This window comes from Luteimonas lutimaris (assembly GCF_039537065.1).
Lineage (GTDB): Bacteria > Pseudomonadota > Gammaproteobacteria > Xanthomonadales > Xanthomonadaceae > Luteimonas > Luteimonas lutimaris.
This window is the reverse complement of sequence record NZ_BAAAZU010000004.1, coordinates 415,147-432,470: the sequence shown is the minus strand read 5'-3', so window position 1 is coordinate 432,470 and position 17,324 is coordinate 415,147. Positions and strand designations below refer to the sequence as shown.

The window sequence follows — 17,324 nt, the reverse complement described above, 5'->3', positions numbered from 1 at the left end:
ATGTTCAAGCCATTGATCCTGGGGCTGGCGCTCGCCGGCTGCACACTCACCCTTGCCGGCTGCGGTGGTTCGCCGCAGCCGCAGACCGGAGACGACACGATGCAAGCCGATCCGAAGTTCATCGCCGACGAGGAAGCCTGGCGCGCGCGCCGCGATGAAGGCCTGCGCAAGCCCGACGGCTGGACCAGCCTGGTCGGCCTGCACTGGATCGAGCTCAAGGCACACTTCATCGGCAGCGACGAGGGCAGCGGCATCCGCCTCGCCAAGGGACCGCCGAAGCTCGGCCTGCTGGAGCAGGACGGCGAGCGGGTGTTCTTCACGCCCGAAAAGGGCGTCGCCGTGACCGTGGACGACACGCCCGTCACCGGCCGCGTCGAGCTGCACGACGACACCTCGGAAACGCCCAGCGTGCTCGGCTTCGACGAAGGCAAGGGCCTGGTCACCGTCATCGTGCGCGATGGCCGTCGCGCGCTGCGGGTCAAGCATGCGGATGCCGAGACGCGCACGCAGTTCGCGGGCCTGGAGTACTGGCCGGCCGATCCGTCGTGGAAGATCCGCGGCAGGTTCGTGCCCAACCCGCCGGGCAAGACCATCCCGGTGGCCGACATCATCGGTTCGATCAACGACGAACCCAGCCCCGGCGCGGTGGAGTTCGAGCGCGATGGCAAGACCTGGCGCATCGACGCGCTGGACGAAGGCGACGGCAACCTGTTCCTGGTGTTCGCCGACCGCACCAACGGCCACGGCAGCTACGGCGCGGGGCGCTTCCTGTACGCCGATCCGCCGGACGCCGACGGCAACGTCGTGATCGACTTCAACCAGTCCTACAACCCGCCGTGCGCGTTCACCCCGTTCGCGACCTGCCCGCTGCCGCCGCCGGAGAACCGCCTGGACCTGGCGGTCACCGCCGGCGAGAAGAAGTACGCCGGCTCGGCCCACTGAGGCCCCACACCCGACAGGACCCACGCATGCAGTTCGAAAGGAAGAACCCGCCGAAGCACGGCCGCTGGCTTGCCGCCGTCGTCCTCGCCATCGTGTCCGGCCTCGCCTGCGCGCAGGCGCCCGCGCCGGCTGCGCCCGTGCCGGCGCAGGACGTCGTGTTCGTGCCGCCCGGCGACCCGCCCGTGCCGCTGCTGTGGAAGGTGTCCGACGAGGACAACGCGGTCTACCTGCTCGGCTCGTTCCACCTGCTCAAGCCGGACGACTATCCGCTTTCGCGCGATGCCAACGAGGCGTTCGCCGACGCCGAGGCGGTGGTGTTCGAGATGCCGCCGGAGGAAATGAACTCCCCGCAGCTGGGCCTGCAGATGATGCAGGCCGCCGTGCGCACTGACGGCACCCGCCTGGACAGCGAGCTGCCGCCGGCGACCGCCGGGCGCCTGCAGGCCTGGCTCGACGCGAACGCGCAGAAGCTGCAGGCGTCCGGACTGACGCCGGAACGGCTGCAGATGTTCGAGCCGTGGTTCGTCGGCCTGATGATCAGCATGACCGAGATGACCCGGCAGGGGCTGGATCCAAAACTCGGCCTCGACCAGCACTTCATCGACGCGGCGCGTTTCGCCGGCAAGCGCACCGGCGGTTTCGAGACCGGCGCGCAGCAGATCGCGTTCCTCGACGGCATGGACCGGGAGGAACAGCTGCAGTTCCTCGACGAGGCGCTGACGCAGGCGGAGGGCGACGAACTCCAGCGCCTGCACGCGTACTGGCGCGCCGGTGACGCCGACGCGATCCGCGACGAGATGGCCACCGACATGCGCGAACGCTTCCCGAAGCTGTACCAGCACATCAACGTCGAGCGCAACGAGGCCTGGCTGCCGAAGATCGAGCAGATGCTCGCCGAGCCCGGCACCGACGACACGCTCGTCGTGGTCGGCGCGCTGCACCTGCTCGGCGAGGATGGCGTGGTGGAGAAGATGCGCGCGAAGGGCTACACGGTCGAGCGCGTGTGCTCGGCGTGCCCGGGGCCCGCGGACGGCAGGTAATGAACCGTCCGACGGGGAGGGGTACCGATCCCCGCGAACTGTACCGGCAGGCCGCGGCGGCACTTGACCGCGGCGACTGGCCGCTGGCGCAGCGCCTTGCGGAAGTCCTGGCGCCGCATGCGCGCGGTCACGGCGGCGTGCACTACATCGCGGGCGTCGCCGCGCTGCAGATGCAGCAGGTGCCGCGGGCGATCAACCACCTGCGCCAGGCGGCCGGCCACGATCCGGCCCAGCCCGGATACCTCGCGCAGTACGCGCGGGCGCTGTCCATCGGGCACCGGCATGCGGAAGCGATCGCAGCGGCCGACCGCGCGATGGCGCTGGCCGGCGCGGACGCGGTCACGCTCGACACGCTGGGCAGCGTCTACAGCCGCGCCAACGCGCACGGGCCGGCGATCGAGGCCTACCGGCGTGCCTGCGCGCTGGTGCCGGGGCATGCGGGCTTCCGCTTCAACCTCGCCACCTCGCACATGGTCCACGGCGACCTCGATGCCGCGCAGCGCGAGTACGAAGCCTGCATCGCTGCTGATCCGGGCTACTGGCGTGGCTACCTGGCCCTGGCGCAGTTGCGCAGATGCACGCCGGAGCACAACCACCTGCAGGCGTTGGCCGAACAGATTGCAAGCCACCCCGACGACACCGACGCGCAACTGTACCTGCACATGGCGCTCGGCAAGGAGCTGGAAGACCTGGGCGACTATCCCCGTGCCTTCGATCACTACACCCGGGGCAAGGCGGCGCAGCGGAAGCGGGAAGGGCCGTCCACCGAACGCGATGCCGCCATGTTCGCCGCGGTGCGGCGCTGGTTCGACGACCGGCCAGCGGCGGAGGCATCGGGATACGACAGCGCCGAACCCGTCTTCGTGTTGGGGATGCCGCGCTCCGGGACCACGCTCACCGACCGCATCCTGTCGATGCACAGCCAGGTCCATTCGGCCGGTGAGCTGGCCGACTTCGGCATCGCGCTGTGGAACGCCGGGGGCCGCTCCGGCCGTTCGCTCGCCGGCGTGCTGGCGAACCTTGATCCCGGTTTCCGCGACTGGGAAGGGCTGGGCCGCGCCTACGTCGAAGGCACGCGGGCGGTGGGCACCGGCCGGACGCCGCGCTTCGTCGACAAGCTTCCGCACAACTTTCTCCACATCGGATTCATCGCGCGCGCGCTGCCCAACGCGAAGATCATCTGCCTGCGCCGCAACCCGATGGACACCTGCCTGAGCAACTTCCGGCAGCCATTCGCGCCCGGGCTGCCCGATTACGGCTACGCGCTGGACCTGCTCGACACCGGCCGCTACTACCTGCAATTCGACGCACTGATGGCCTTCTGGCGGCAGCGGATGCCGGGACGGATCCTGGAGCTGCACTACGAGGCGCTGGTCGATGACCAGGCGCGCACGACGCGTGAACTGCTCGGCTTCTGCGGCCTGCCGTGGGAGGACGCCTGCCTGCACTTCGAGCACAACCAGGCACCGGTCGCCACGGCCAGCGCGGTCCAGGTGCGCTCGGGCATGAACCGCGACTCCGTGCAACGCTGGAAACGCTACGGCGACCGGCTCGATCCGCTGCGGCGCCTGCTGTCGGACGGTGGCATCGCGGTCGAAGCTTGAGCGTCAGGCCACGGGCAGCATCACGATGCAGTCCACCGGGCAGGCCGGCACGCACAGCTCGCAGCCGGTGCACAGCGGTTCGAGCACCACGTGCATGTGCTTCGATCCGCCGATGATGGCGTCCACCGGACAGGCCTGGATGCACTTGGTGCAGCCGATGCAGTCGGCTTCCACGACCAGCGCGACCTGCGGCGGCTTGTGCGTGCCGCGGCTGCGGTCGTAGGGCTGCGCCTCGACTCCCAGCACGCGCGCCAGCGCACGCGCACCGTTGTCGCCGCCGGGCGGGCAGCGGTCGACGCCGGCCTGTCCCGCCGCCATCGCTTCGGCGTAGGGCCGGCAACCGTCAAAGCCGCACTGGCCGCACTGCGTCTGTGGCAGCAGGCGGTCGAGGCGTTCGACGAGGTCACGGGTGGCGTGGGCAGGCATGGTCGACAGGTGTGGACTGCGCAGGGCGGGTCGAGACCCGACCTATGGTGCTGGCCGTGGATCGGAGGAGCGGCGGGTCAAGACCCGCCCTACGCTGCTGTTGCGAATCCCCAATCCCCAATCCCGGCTTTACCGCACCGGCATGCCGGGTTCGGCGCCGGCGTCGGCGTCCAGCAGCGCCAGCTTGCCGGCGTCGAAGCCGGCCGAGAGGATCATGCCCTCGCTCAGGCCGAAGCGCATCTTGCGCGGCGCGAGGTTGGCGATGAACACCACGCTGCGCCCCACCAGCGCCTCCGGTTCGCCGTAGCTGGCGCGGATGCCGGAGAAGATCTGGCGCTTGCCCAGTTCGCCGGCGTCGAGTTCGAAGCGCAGCAGCTTGTCGGAGCCTTCGACGAACCCGCAGGCCACGACCTTGCCGATGCGTAGGTCGAGCCTGGCGAAATCATCGATGGAAATGGTGGCAGGTGCCGAACCGGCTTCCGTGGCAGCGGCGGAAGCCGCGACTGCAGTTGCGGTGCCGTTCGCGGCTCCCGCCGTCCCTGCTGTTGTCTTCGCGGCAGCTGCGGGCTTGAGGTCTTCCTTGCTGGCGTCGGTCATGGCGGCGATCTGCTTCGGGTCGATGCGGGTGAACAGCGGGCTGTACGGGCGGATGGCGTGGTCGAGCAGCGGTGCGTCGACGTCGCCCCAGGCCGCAAGCGGCGCGTCGAGGAAGGCCTCGATCTGGCGCGTCATCGCCGGCAGCACCGGCGCCAGCGCGGCGGCCAGCACGCGGAACAGGTTCAGGCCCTGCGTGCACACCGCCTGCAGCCGGGCGTCGGCGCCGTCCTGCTTGGCGATCACCCACGGCTTGTGTTCGTCGATGTAGCGGTTGGCCTCGTCGGCCAGCGCCATCGCCTGGCGCAGCACGGTGGCCGGTTCGTTGCGCTCGTAGGCCTCGCGGATCGGACCGAGTGCCTCGACGAAGCGCGCGTACGTCTCCGGCTCCGGCAGCGCCGCGGCCAGGCGGCCGTCGAAGCGCTTGCTGATGAAGCCGGCGCAGCGGCTGGCGAGGTTGACGAACTTGCCGACCACGTCCGAGTTCACCCGCGCGACGAAGTCGGACAGGTTGAGGTCGAGGTCGTCGACGCCGCCGGAGGACTTGGCCGCGAAGTAGTAGCGCAGCGCCTCGGCCGGCAGGCCGTTGTCCAGGTAGGTGCGCGCCATCACGAAGGTGCCGCGCGACTTGGACATCTTCGCCCCGTCCACCGTCAGGTAGCCGTTGACGTGCAGGCGCGTGGGCGCGCGCATGCCGGCGCCGTGCAGCACCGCCGGCCAGAACAGGCCATGGAAGTTGACGATGTCCTTGCCGATGAAGTGGTGCAGCTCGGCTTCGCTGCCGGGCGCCATGTATTCGAAGAAGTCGGCGCCGTTGCGCTTGCACAGCGCCTGGAAGCTGCTCAGGTAGCCGATCGGCGCGTCCAGCCACACGTACAGGAACTTGCCCGGGTGGCCGGGGATCTCGAAGCCGAAGTAGGGCGCGTCGCGTGAGATGTCCCAGGCGCGCAGGCCGCCTTCGCCGTCCAGCCATTCCTGCAGCTTGGCCTTGACGCCGGGCACGGCCACGTCGCCGGCCAGCCAGTCGCGCAGGAAGGATTCGAACTGGCCGACTTCGAAGAAGAAGTGCTCCGACTCGCGCAGCTCCGGCGTGGCGCCGCTGACCACCGAGTAGGGCGACTTGAGCTCGGTCGGCGAATAGGTCGCGCCGCAGTGCTCGCAGTTGTCGCCGTACTGGTCGGGCGTGCCGCAGTTGGGGCAGGTGCCCTTGACGTAGCGGTCGGGCAGGAACATCCCGCGCACCGGGTCGTACAGCTGCGCCACCGAGCGCCGCGCGATGTGGCCGCTGTTGTCGAGCTTGCCGTAGATCGCTTCGGTCAGCGCGCGGTTGCCCGCCGAGTTGGTGGAGTCGTAGTGGTCGAAGGCGACGCCGAACGCGGCGAAGTCGCGCTCGTGCCCGGCCTGGATGCCGGCGATGAAGGCTTCCGGCGTGGTGCCGGCCTTCTCCGCGGCCAGCATGATCGGCGTGCCGTGGGTGTCGTCGGCGCAGACGTAGTGCACCGTGCCGCCGGCCATGCGCCGCGCCCGCACCCAGATGTCGGCCTGGATGTAGCCCACCAGATGGCCCAGGTGCAGCGGGCCGTTGGCGTAGGGCAGGGCATTGGTGACCAGGGCGTTGCGGGGCATGGCGGTCGCGCGTGCGGAGGGGCGGCGATTATCGCATGCGGTGGAACGGAGACCGGGGGGAGCGGCTCCCCCCAACGGAACGACCCGGCCGGAGCCGGGTCGCGTGGTGATCCGGGATCAGCGGTGGCCGCGCTACTCGCGCACCCACACCTGCTGCCGGCAGATGAAGGCGATGCAGCCGGACATGCCCAGCTTGCTGCCGCCTTCGAGCATCTCGACCTTGGACTTGTAGGTCTTGCCCTTGGCCGGGTCGAGCACGGTGCCGCCGCTCCACTTGTCGCCGTCGGGCTTCAGGCCCCACAGGATGGTCATGCCCTTGACCGGCTTGTCCTTGTTGGCGCCCTTGCACTTGTCGCAGGTCGGGTTGGGGCCGCGGTCCGACTGCAGGATCTCGACCACCTTGCCCTGCAGCGTGCCGTCGGCGGCCTTGCTGATTTCCACGATCGACTTCACCTTGCCGGTTTCGTCGTCGATGGTCTTCCAGCGGCCGACGGGGTCTGCCGCATGGGCCGTGAACGAAGCCGCCAGGGCGGATACCGCAAGCAGGGGAATCAGCATCACAGCACGCATTGGTCTTCTCCTTGGAATGACGGAACGGATTCTGCCCGGGGTCACTTTATACCGGGACCGGCCGCCCGGCTGGCGGGCGGCCCGTATTGACCCCGGCATGTTGCCCTGTCCTTCATGAACGGATCAAAGCCCGCCGCCGCCGCAGCCGTCGGCCAGATAGTCGTCGATGTAGCCCAGCTGTTCGGCCATGATCTTGCGCGTCCACGCCGGCCCGTGCGCGTAGTCCGCGAGCTCGTGGTAGACGACCTCCTGCCCCGATTTCTTTGCGGCCGAAACGAACCACTGCGACTGTTCGATCGGCACCGTCTGGTCGCGCTCGCCGTGGTAGACCATCATCGGGATGGTGATTTCGCCCGCCTTGTCCAGCGGGCTGAGGCCCTTCACGGTCGGCGCCTGTGCCTGGCGGAAGAAGGGGTTGGTGTAGAACCGGGCCCAGATCCGTTTGATGTCGGACACGCCGGCACCGGCGATGGCGCATTTGAACGGGCCGTTCGGGCGCGTGGCGGCCGCGAACGCGGCGTAGCCGCCGTAGGAGAAGCCGAAGATCGCGATGTGTCCCGGCTGCGCGATGCCCTGGTCGATCATCCACTTGGCACCGTCATCCTTGTCGTCCTGCATCTTCTGGCCCCATTCGGCGTCACCGGCCATCCACAGCTTGCGCCCCCACCCCTCGGAGCCGCGGAACTGCGGGCGCAGCACCGCCATGCAGCGCGACGCCATCATCGGGACCCACATCGACCAGTCGAACTCCATGGTGTCGCGCGACCAGGGGCCGCCGTGGGGATGGACCACAGCCTTCCACGGGCCGGGGCCGCACAGTTCGGCATTGGGCCGTGTCAGGAACGCCGGAATGTCCAGCCCGTCACGCGCCTTGTAGTAGACAAGCTGCGTGTCGCCCAGCGCGCGCGGGTCGATGTCGGGATAGCTCTTGGCCAGCAGCGTCAGCTCGCCGTTGCGGAACAGATAGTATTCGGGCGGCGTCGCGGAACCTTCGACTTCAAGCAGCACCGTCGAAAGATCCGGCGAGTAGTCGATGATCGAATAGTTCTTCCGGCTGGGATATTCGATGGTGGCCGTCTGCCCGGACGCCGGGTCGGTGAGCGACAGATTCTCGCTGGTAATGCCCAGGGCCTTGCTCAGGCCCGCGTCCAGCGCGCGCATCGCCGGCAGCGTCCAGTCGACGTCGTTGCCGCGCGGCCCCTGGTAGCCGACGCCCAGGATTTCCCCGAACCCGTCGCCCGCGCTGCGGTACGGGTTGATCAGCACCCGGTTGGCATTGAAGAACTTGTGCTGGAACAGGATCTCCTTCCGTTCCCGCTTCGTGATGTCGTATTCGTAGATGGCCGACTTGTCCTGGCCCACGTTGCTCGCGACGAAGGCGATGTTCGGGTCGCGGCCGAAACCGATGATGCTGGTCTGGTCGCGATCTTTCACATAGGAGCGGAAGTGCTCCTCCCACTTGCCCGTCTCCAGGTTCCGGAAATCGGCCGAGACGTAGGCGCCCTTGCCGTCCAGGTCCTGCTTCAGACGGGCCCGCAGGTTGCCCTCCAGGTCGGTGACGTATCCGGCCACGCTGTTCTCGGACATCTGGATGCGTTCGGCGGAAAAATTCCGCAGGTCTACGCGGTAGACGTCGCCGGCATCGTTGCCGACGTTGTTGATGACGAGGATATGGTCGGGATCATTTGGGAGCGGATCGAGGACCGTCGGATTGCTGCGTGCTTGCGCAAGCTGCTGCGCGCGGCTGGTGGCGCGCGGATGTGTCAGCGGCTCCTTCCAGGTCTTGCCCTGGAGGTCGGTGATCATCAGCTTGTTGAGGAAGGTCTTGTACAGGCGATCGGCGCGGAGGTCGTAGGTCTGCCAGAAGGACACGGCCAGGCGGTCGTTCTTGACGAACGAGACGCTGGCGATCTTCATCCGGTTCGAACCGATCAGGGTCGGTGCCTTGTCGAGTGCGTCGGTTTCCCAGACCGCGATCACGCGTTCTTCGCCGGTGCCGCGCAGGGCGGCCAGGTGCTTGCCGTCGGGCGAGAGCGAGAAACTCGAGTACTGGGGATAGGCGGCCAGCTGTTCGATCGTCGGGCGTTCCGGCGCCGCGGCGCTTGCCATGCCGGCTGCCAGCAGGGCCGAGGCTGCGAGGAGGAGGGTACGAACTGTCTTCATGGTTGGCATCTGGAAAAAGAATCCTGTGTCAGCTTACAACTTTGCCGAAAAAAACCGCCGCTCCGGGGAGCGGCGGTTTTCCCCTGGCGGGAACGCGGGCAGGGTCAGAACTCCTTGGTGAAGTTCATGAAGTAGACCCGGCCGAAGTAGTCATAGCCACTGTACAGCGGGGCGTTGCCGATCACGTTGTAGGCGGCGGTGGAGATCTTCGGCGGATCCTTGTCGGCCACGTTGCGGATACCACCGGTGATGGACCAGTCGTCCGCCTTGTAACGCAGGGACAGGTGCGACAGGTAGTAGTCGTCGATCTTCATCTGGTAGTACGGGGTGTAATCGACGTCGTCGTACTTCTTGTAGTACTCGTAACCGTCGATCGAACCCACCCAGTCCAGGCCGTAGCGCACTTCCCAACCGCGCAGGGCGTAGGTCAGGTCCAGTGCGCCGGTGTACTCCGGTGCCATCAGGCTGCCCGACCAGTCCTTGTACGGATCACTCGGGAAGGTGCGGCCCGACTGCTCCAGGAAGTGCGAGACCACCGCGTTGGCGCGGAACTGGCCCTGCCCGATGTCACGGGAGTAACGCAGGGTGAAGTCCCAGCCGCGGACCTTGTCGGAGGCGACGTTGATGTAGCCGGTGGTCACCGTCAGGGCATCGTTGGCGGCACGATCGACGAGCGTGCAGTAGCCGGTGCCGGCGGCGAACTCGGCCTGCGACTGGCCATAGCACAGGTTGGCCACCTGGCTGCCGGACAGCTTGGCGACGCCGTTGTCCACCTGGATGTCGTAGTAGTCCGCGGCGAATGACAGGTCGCCGAACCACTCGGCGAATTCCGGCTGCAGCACCAGGCCGGCGGTCAGGGCCTTGGAGGTTTCCGCGCTCAGGCCCGTCTCGGCACCGCCCTTGGTGTACACCATGACGCTCTGGGTCTGCTGGAAGTTCGGGTTGTCCCTGCTTCCGAACTCGCTCAGGCAGTTCAGGTAGGCGTTGCTCGTCTGGTTGGTCATGTCGGCGTAGCCGTCACAGGGATCGCTACTGGAGCTAAGGAAGCCACTGGTGGCGCCCAGATACTGTTCGAACAGCGCAGGTGCGCGGAACGAGGTGCCACGCGAGGCGCGCAGCGACAGCCAGTTCACCGGCGTCCACAGCATGCCCAGCTTCCAGGTCTTGTCGCTGCCGTACGAATCGTAGTCGGTGTAGCGACCTGAAACGTTGAAGGTCAGTTCCTGCGCGCCGGGCAGGCCCGACAGCACCGGCAGCTCGATTTCGGCGAAGGCTTCCTTCACCGCATCCTTGCCGCGGGTCGGGGTCGCCGAGGTGAACCCGTACAGGTTGCCGTTGATCGAGTTGATGTCCGGGGTATCGTCGATCTCGGAGCGACGGTACTCCACACCGAACGCCGCGGCGGCGGTGCCGCCGGTGCCGATGTCGAACAGCGGGCCGTTGACAGTGAAGTTGACCGTGGACTCCTCGTACAGCGTGTTGCCGTGGGTGTCCTGCATGATGTAGTCGCGATAGGCCTGCGGCAGCTTGCCAGCGACGACGTCGGCGCTCAGCATCGGTGCGGCGACGCAGCCATCGGATGTATCGCGGCAGACAAAGCCACCCTTGCCGTCGGAGACGACGTCGAAGCTCTTGGCGATGCGGTCGGTCAGCCGGTTCTCGGTGTAGTAGTCGGCGTCGGAACGGGCGTAGCTCACATAGCCGTCGTAGTTCCAGGACGTGCCCAGGTTGCCGCGCAGGCCACCGGTGAAGCGGCCGAAGTTGACCTTCTGCCAGTTGTTGTACAGGCCCCAGCCGATGAAGGCGCGGGCGGCGATGTTCTGGCCGTTGGTCGATCCGTCTGCGGGAGCGGCGATGGCAGCCGGCAGCCAGGACAGGTCACCCAGCAGCGGGCTGCCGACGGCGTAGTCGACGGTGTGCTGGAGGTAGCCGGTCTGCCGCGACTCGCGGCGGTGCGCCAGGATTTCGAAGTACGCCTCGGCGCTGCCCAGGGCATTGAGGTCCATGGCGCCCTGCAGGAAGCCGGTGATGTTGGTGGTCGGCGAAATCAGGCCTTCCTTCTTCATCTCCGGGTCGAAGGTGGTGCGGCCGTCGTAGTCCACGCCCTCATAGCCGGGCAGGTCGCCGTCGGTGATCGCCGGATTCGGGCGCCAGCGGTTGAAGTAGTCGAACGGGGTGGTGCCGTAGTAGCCGGCGCTGCCCAGGCCCGGGCGGCCCAGCAGGTACTGCGTGCCCAGCGTATTGATCGTCACGCCGCCGGCATCGAGCGTCCAGCACTTCGGCTCGCCAGTGACCGGGTCGATGTAGTCGTTGGCGCCGTAGCGGCCGGTGTCGGGATCGCGTCCGTACAGCGGCAGCGGGCACTTGCTGGCCCAGTCGCGGTCGCGCAGCTGGATCTCGTTGCGGTGGTAGAACTCCAGCGAACCGGAGATGCGCCAGTTGTCGCGCGTGGTGCCGGCCATGGCGGACCAGCGGGTCTCCTCGCCGCCGCCGTGCTGGGTGGCGTTGTGCTGGAACTCGACGGCGGCGCCATCGTATTTGTTCCGGGTCACGACGTTCACCACGCCCGCGACCGCGTCGGAACCGTAGATGGACGAAGCGCCGTCCTTCAGGATTTCGATGTGGTCGATCATGATGTTCGGCAGGACATTCAGGTCCGCCGAGCCGACCGCGCCGCGCGAACCCGCGGGCGCCACGCGGCGGCCATTGAGCAGCAGCAGGGTGCGGGTCGCGCCCATGCCGCGCAGCGACAGGGTGTTGGCGCCCGGGCCGCCGTCGGTGACGTAGCCTCCGAACGCGTTGTTGATCTGCTCCGAACCGCCGGTGACGACGTTGCTCTGCAGCACGGCCGTGGTGGAGTTGAAGCCGGCCACGGTGGTTTCGTCGCGGGTGATCACCTGCACCGGCGAGATGGAGTTGAACGTGTCCTTGGAGATGCGCGAACCGGTGACGGTCACTTTCTCCAGGGTGGAGACGTCGGACTGGGTGGTGGTCGAGTCGGTGGTGGCCGCTTCTTCCGTAGCATCCTGCTCCGGGTCGGGTGTCGTGCTTTGCGCGTAGGCGCAGAGCGGCAGCATCAGCGAGGCAGCAAGCGCCAACGCCAGCGGGCTCTTGTGGAGCCGGATCATGGATCCGCGGTTCGGGGACATCTGGTCTCTCTCCAATAAAATCAGTTGGTTATTGGTATTACAGTGACGTTCATACTGCGAGGGAACTCGATCGTAACATTCATTTCGCATACCCCCAACATTCTGTTAACGAAAAGCGAATGCTGGAAGGCCCGGGGGCACGGCTATAGACTCCGCGGCCATGAACCTCGCCTCGACTCCGCCGGCCACCAGCGCCGGCCCCGTGTTGCACCGCAAAATCGCCCGGGGCAGCGAGTTGCTCCGCAAGGGGCAGATCGCCGAGGCGGTCGAGCTGGCGCAGTCCATCGCCGCGGCCTACCCGGACCAGCCGCAGGCGCTGGCCTTCGCGGCGGAGGCCTGCCGGCTGAAGGGCGACCTCCCGGCCGCGCTGGCATGGATCGACAAGGCGATCGCGGCGGGCGGCGACCCCCAGCACAAGATCAAGCGGGCATGGCTGCTGTCGCGGATGTACCGCCGCGACGAGATCCCGGCCTTCGCCGCACAGATCGAGAAGGACGCCGGCAACGATGCGCTGGTGCTGTGGCAGCTGGGCAAGCTGCATTACCACCACAACCGCCTGCGAGACGCGATCGGGCTCTACGAGCGTGCCCTGGCGATACGTGGCGACCATCCCGGCTGGCGTTACGACCTCGCCATCGCGCGCTTCTACAGCGGCGATTTCGACGGGGCGGGGCGCGAGCTGGACAAGGTGCTGTCCGCGACGCCGGAGTCCGGCGCGGTGCTGTACCTGCGCTCCACGCTGCGCAAGCAGCGCGCGGACAACAATAACGTCGCCGACCTGGAGGCCAGGCTGGAAGCCGGCTTCCGGAACCCGGACGACAAGGCGGCTGCGCTCTACGCGCTGGCCAAGGAACTGGAAGATCTCGGCGAGTACGGGAAGGCGTTCTCCACGCTGGAGGCGGGCGCGCGCACCAAGCGCGGCACGCTCCGGTACGACGCGGACCAGTTCTTCGAGACCCTGCGGGAGATCCGCAGCATGCAGGACGCGGACGCCCTGGCCGCGCCTGCAGGCGGGCACGAGGAAGAGGGAGCCATCTTCATCGTGGGCATGCCGCGGACGGGCACGACCCTGACCCAGCGCCTGCTGCTGCAGTCGGGCAAGGTCAAGGACGCCGGCGAACTGACCGATTTCGGTTATCTGCTGACCTTGGCCGTGCGCGAGCAGCAGGAAGCTGATCCGTCGCTTTCGCCAGTCGCGGCGACCCTGCGGCTGGATTTCGCCGGGCTGGGCCGGCAGTACATGCGCGCTGCGCGGCAAATGGCCGATGGCAGCCCCATGTTCATTGACAAGATGCCGGTCAACTACATGTATTGCGGAGTGATCCACAAGGCGCTGCCGAACGCCCGGATCATCCATCTGGTGCGCGACCCGCTGGACAGTTGTTACGCGATCTTCAAGACGCTGTTCTTCAATGCCTACGATTTCTCCTATGACCTGGACGAGCTGGGCGAGTACTACATCGCCTACCACCGGACGATGCAGCACTGGCGCGAGGTGATGCCGGGCGCGATCCTGGACGTGCGCTACGAGGACCTGGTGACCGATACCGAGGCCCAGGCCCGGCGCATCTACGACTGGTGCGGGCTGGAATGGACTCCCCGGGCACTGGAAGTCCCGGACAGCCGGATGGCGTTCGCCACCGCCAGCGCAGTGCAGGTGCGCGAGCCCGTGCACGCGCGTTCGGTGAACAGTTCGCGCCGGCACGCCGACGCACTCGCCCCGCTCGCGGAAAAACTGGCGGCGGCGGGCGTGCTGGAGTCCTGAGTCCGTCCCGCATCCGCCCCGCGGGGCGGACCATCGTCCAAGCAAGGTTGCCCCCATGCCACGCATCACCGCACACGCCGTCCAGCCCAACCTCAGCCCGCTGCCGCGGGTGCGCAACATCATTGCCGTCGGTTCCGGCAAGGGCGGGGTGGGCAAGTCGACCACCGCCGTCAACCTGGCCTTGGCGCTGGCGGCCGACGGCGCGCGGGTGGGGGTGCTGGACGCGGACGTGTACGGGCCGAGCATCCCGACGATGCTTGGCCTGTCGGGCCGGCCCGACAGCCCGGACGGCAAGTCGATCGAACCGATGCGCGCGCACGGGATCGAGGCGATGTCGATCGGGTTGCTGGTCGAGCAGGACACGCCGATGATCTGGCGCGGGCCGATGGCGACTTCGGCGCTGACCCAGCTGCTGGGCGAGACCCGCTGGGGCGGCGAGGAGGGCCTGGATTACCTGGTCATCGACCTGCCGCCGGGCACCGGCGACATCCAGCTGACGCTGGCGCAGAAGATCCCGGTGGCGGGCGCGATCGTGGTGACCACGCCGCAGGAAGTGGCCACGATGGACGCGCGCAAGGCGCTGAAGATGTTCGAGAAGGTGCAGGTGCCGGTGCTGGGACTGGTCGAGAACATGGCCGTGCACGTGTGCAGCAATTGCGGCCATGCCGAGCACATTTTCGGCCAGGGGGGCGGCGAGCGGATGGCCGCGACCTACGGCGTGCCGCTGCTGGGCGCGCTGCCGCTGGAAATCGCGATCCGCGAGCAGGGCGACGCCGGCACGCCGATCGTGGCCTCGGCCCCGGATTCGGCCGCCGCCGCCGCCTACCGCGAGTTCGCGCGCAACGTCGTCGCCGAACTGGGCAAGCGCCCGCGCGCGGCGATGCCGATTTCCGCGTCGCTGCTGTAGGGCCGCTTCCGCCGCCATCAAAACGGCGGTTGGCCCTGCGACCCCGGGCATCCGCGAGAATGCATCCAGCCGGACTGGATGCCGGACAGGCCCTACAATCCACGGTTTCGGCCACCGGCCGCCTTTTCGCGGGGAAGACGACCACATGAGCATCAAGAGCGACCGCTGGATCCGGCGCATGGCCGAGCAGCACGGGATGATCGAGCCGTTCGAGCCCGGGCAGGTCAAGCATGGCGGCGACGGCCAGCGCATCGTCAGCTTCGGCACGTCCAGCTACGGCTACGACGTGCGCTGCTCGCGTGAGTTCAAGGTCTTTACCAACATCAATTCCACGATTGTCGACCCCAAGGCCTTCGATCCGAAGAGCTTCGTCGACGTCGAATCGGACGTGTGCATCATCCCGCCCAATTCCTTCGCGCTGGCGCGGACGGTGGAGTTCTTCCGCATCCCGCGCGACACCCTGGTGGTGTGCCTGGGCAAGAGCACCTACGCGCGCTGCGGCATCATCGTCAACGTGACCCCGCTGGAGCCCGAGTGGGAGGGCCACGTGACCCTGGAGTTCTCCAATACCACCCCGCTGCCGGCGAAGATCTACGCCGGCGAGGGCGTCGCGCAGATGCTGTTCTTCCAGTCCGACGAGGTATGCGAAACTTCCTACAGGGATCGCGGCGGCAAGTACCAGGGGCAGACGGGCGTCACGCTGCCGCGGACCTGAACACCTGACCGACAACCCATCAGCCAGAGGGAGCACAGAGTGGACGAACAGAATCCTTACCGCGGGCCGGACGCCGCGGTTGCCGAGTTTTCTTCGGCGGACGAGCTGGCCGGGCGCGGCGCGCGGCTTGGTGCGGCGATCATCGACGGCATCATCATGCTGGTGATCCTGCTGCCGTTGATGTTCATGGGCGGCTACTGGGCGACGGCGATGGCCGCGGCAGAGGCCGGGCAGCAGGTCGGTTTCGCGACCACGCTGCTGTGGGTGGCGATCGGCTTCATCGTGTTCGCCGTCGTGCAGGCGGCCCCGCTCAATGCGAACGGGCAGACATGGGGCAAGAAGCTGTTAAAGATCAAGATCGTCGACCTCGATGGCCAGAAGCCGCCGCTGGGCCGCCTGCTGGGCCTGCGCTACCTGCCGGTGCAGGCGGTGGGCGTGATTCCGCTGCTGGGCAGCGTGATCCAGGTCGTCAACGTGCTGCTGATCTTCCGCAACGATCGCCGCTGCGGCCACGACCTGATCGCCGGGACCAAGGTCGTCCACGCGGACTGACCTGCAGGGAGTGGATGTAAAAGAAGAGCCCCGGGTTCGCGCCCGGGGCTTTTTTGGCTTTCGTCCGAGTGAGGGGATAGTCCTTGCCTGCTGCAAGCTGCGCAGCAGCGCTCAGGCGCGCAGGACCTCGTTGAGCAGGTTGATCCGCTCCACCAGCTCCTCCGGCGAATACGGCCGCGCCGCGACCCGGCCCCACACCGGCGCAGGCCACGCCGGATCGTTTTCGAAACGGGCGATCACGTGCACGTGCAGCTGCGGCACCAGGTTGCCCAGCGCGGCCACGTTGAGCTTGAATGGTGTGAACGCGTCGCGCAGCAGGCGCGAGGCGTGGTCGATTTCGTCCGTCAGCTGCCTGCGCTGGCCGGCGTCGAGGTCGATCAGTTCCCGCGCTCCCGCCACGCGCGGCACCAGCACCAGCCACGGGTAGTTGCCGTCGTCCATCAGGCGCAGCTCGCTGAGTGCGAACGCCGCCACCGGGTGGGTGTCGGCCGCCAGCTGCGGATGCAGTTCGTAGTGCTCGGGCTGGGCGTGCTTGCGGGGCATGGCGGGGATCTCCGTGGCGTTCAGTGCAGCGCGTCGCCGAACAGCCGCAGCGTGCGCTCGTGCGCCAGGCGCGCGCTGGCCGGTTCACAGGCGTTCGGGTCGACGTCGCGATTGAAGGCGTGGCCGGCGTCGGGATAGACGTGCACGGCCGCGTCCGGATGCCTCGCGCGGTGCTGCGCGATGGCTTCGGCGCCGATGCTCGTGTCCCGGCCGCCGAAGTGGAACAGCATCGGCGCGCGCAGCGGTTCGTCGAGGTATTGCACGTTGCGGGCGCCGTAGTAGCTCACCGCCGGGAGGCCGAAGCGGGTGTTGGCGAGCAGGGCGATGGTGCCGCCCCAGCAGAAGCCCACCGCGCCCACGCGCGGGCCATCGCCGCCGTCGCCGAGCTCGGCGCGCAGCCGCGCGGCGCTGGCTTCCACGATCGCCAGCGCCCGGTCCACGCCCAGCGCCTGCACCAGTTCCCGGCCGCGCTTGAAGCCTTCCTCGCCGTAGCCCAGTTCCACGCCGCGTTCGACCGGATCGAAGAACGCCGGCGCCAGCGCCAGGTAGCCGTCGCCCGCGTAGCCGTCGGCAACCGCCCGCATGTGCGCATTCACGCCGAAGATTTCCTGGATCACCACCAGCGCGCCGCGCGGTGCGCCGGCCGGCCGCGCCAGCCAGCCGCCGACCTCTCCGGCGCCGGGAACCTCGATCTCGACCTGTTCGCCCACGCCGCGGCCCCCATCGTG

The 17,324-nt window shown here is 67.9% G+C and carries 14 protein-coding genes; 7 read left to right on the top strand and 7 right to left on the bottom strand.

All coding sequences use genetic code 11. The annotated features are described in order from the left end of the window. The 3 genes from ABD679_RS06100 to ABD679_RS06090 are packed head-to-tail and all read left to right on the top strand — an operon-like array spanning position 1 to position 3,586. A complete protein-coding gene (locus tag ABD679_RS06100; protein WP_425561852.1) occupies positions 1 to 942 on the top strand; it encodes a DUF1684 domain-containing protein in 942 nt (313 codons plus the stop codon). Positions 943 to 968: 26 nt separating this feature from the next. Next, the gene (locus tag ABD679_RS06095; RefSeq protein ID WP_344759058.1) at positions 969 to 1,982 is read left to right on the top strand and encodes a TraB/GumN family protein; all 1,014 of its coding nucleotides are present in this window, start codon (positions 969 to 971) and stop codon (positions 1,980 to 1,982) included. Then, on the top strand, positions 1,982 to 3,586 hold the full coding sequence (locus tag ABD679_RS06090; RefSeq protein WP_344759057.1) for a tetratricopeptide repeat-containing sulfotransferase family protein: 1,605 nt from the start codon (positions 1,982 to 1,984) through the stop codon (positions 3,584 to 3,586). The genes ABD679_RS06095 and ABD679_RS06090 overlap by 1 nt, the downstream gene beginning before the upstream one ends. A 3-nt stretch (positions 3,587 to 3,589) precedes the next feature. Here ABD679_RS06090 and rnfB read toward each other — a convergent pair whose 3' ends face one another. The 5 genes from rnfB to ABD679_RS06065 form a co-directional block, all read right to left on the bottom strand. Beyond that, a complete protein-coding gene (gene rnfB / locus ABD679_RS06085; RefSeq protein ID WP_344759056.1) occupies positions 3,590 to 4,012 on the bottom strand; it encodes an Rnf electron transport complex subunit RnfB in 423 nt (140 codons plus the stop codon). A 129-nt stretch (positions 4,013 to 4,141) separates the two neighbouring features. Further along, positions 4,142 to 6,232, bottom strand: a complete 2,091-nt coding sequence (gene metG, locus ABD679_RS06080; protein WP_344759055.1) for a methionine--tRNA ligase — start codon at positions 6,230 to 6,232, stop codon at positions 4,142 to 4,144. 132 nt (positions 6,233 to 6,364) lie between these two features. After that, complete coding sequence (locus tag ABD679_RS06075) at positions 6,365 to 6,802, bottom strand: DUF2147 domain-containing protein (RefSeq protein WP_344759054.1); 438 nt, start codon at positions 6,800 to 6,802, stop codon at positions 6,365 to 6,367. Positions 6,803 to 6,925: 123 nt separating this feature from the next. Next, positions 6,926 to 8,965: an alpha/beta hydrolase family protein gene (locus ABD679_RS06070; protein WP_344759053.1), complete on the bottom strand. Its 2,040-nt coding sequence runs from the start codon at positions 8,963 to 8,965 to the stop codon at positions 6,926 to 6,928. A 104-nt stretch (positions 8,966 to 9,069) separates the two neighbouring features. Further along, positions 9,070 to 12,093: a TonB-dependent receptor plug domain-containing protein gene (locus ABD679_RS06065; RefSeq protein WP_344759052.1), complete on the bottom strand. Its 3,024-nt coding sequence runs from the start codon at positions 12,091 to 12,093 to the stop codon at positions 9,070 to 9,072. Positions 12,094 to 12,274: 181 nt separating this feature from the next. Here ABD679_RS06065 and ABD679_RS06060 point away from each other — a divergent pair, with 181 nt between their 5' ends. The 4 genes from ABD679_RS06060 (at position 12,275) to ABD679_RS06045 (ending at position 16,053) form a co-directional block, all read left to right on the top strand. Next, a complete protein-coding gene (locus ABD679_RS06060; RefSeq protein ID WP_344759051.1) occupies positions 12,275 to 13,879 on the top strand; it encodes a tetratricopeptide repeat-containing sulfotransferase family protein in 1,605 nt (534 codons plus the stop codon). Positions 13,880 to 13,934: 55 nt separating this feature from the next. Next, entirely contained in the window at positions 13,935 to 14,786 is an 852-nt protein-coding gene (apbC, locus tag ABD679_RS06055; protein WP_344759050.1) for an iron-sulfur cluster carrier protein ApbC, read from the top strand. Positions 14,787 to 14,931: 145 nt separating this feature from the next. Next, entirely contained in the window at positions 14,932 to 15,501 is a 570-nt protein-coding gene (gene dcd, locus ABD679_RS06050; protein ID WP_344759049.1) for a dCTP deaminase, read from the top strand. A 39-nt stretch (positions 15,502 to 15,540) separates the two neighbouring features. Then, positions 15,541 to 16,053, top strand: coding sequence for an RDD family protein (locus tag ABD679_RS06045; RefSeq protein ID WP_344759048.1), 513 nt, complete (start codon positions 15,541 to 15,543; stop codon positions 16,051 to 16,053). A gap of 111 nt (positions 16,054 to 16,164) precedes the next feature. On the opposite strand, the gene ABD679_RS06040 is transcribed toward ABD679_RS06045, so the two are convergent. Continuing rightward, positions 16,165 to 16,596, bottom strand: coding sequence for an HIT domain-containing protein (locus ABD679_RS06040; RefSeq protein ID WP_344759047.1), 432 nt, complete (start codon positions 16,594 to 16,596; stop codon positions 16,165 to 16,167). A gap of 20 nt (positions 16,597 to 16,616) precedes the next feature. Continuing rightward, positions 16,617 to 17,306: a dienelactone hydrolase family protein gene (locus tag ABD679_RS06035; protein ID WP_344759046.1), complete on the bottom strand. Its 690-nt coding sequence runs from the start codon at positions 17,304 to 17,306 to the stop codon at positions 16,617 to 16,619. Positions 17,307 to 17,324: the final 18 nt, after the last annotated feature.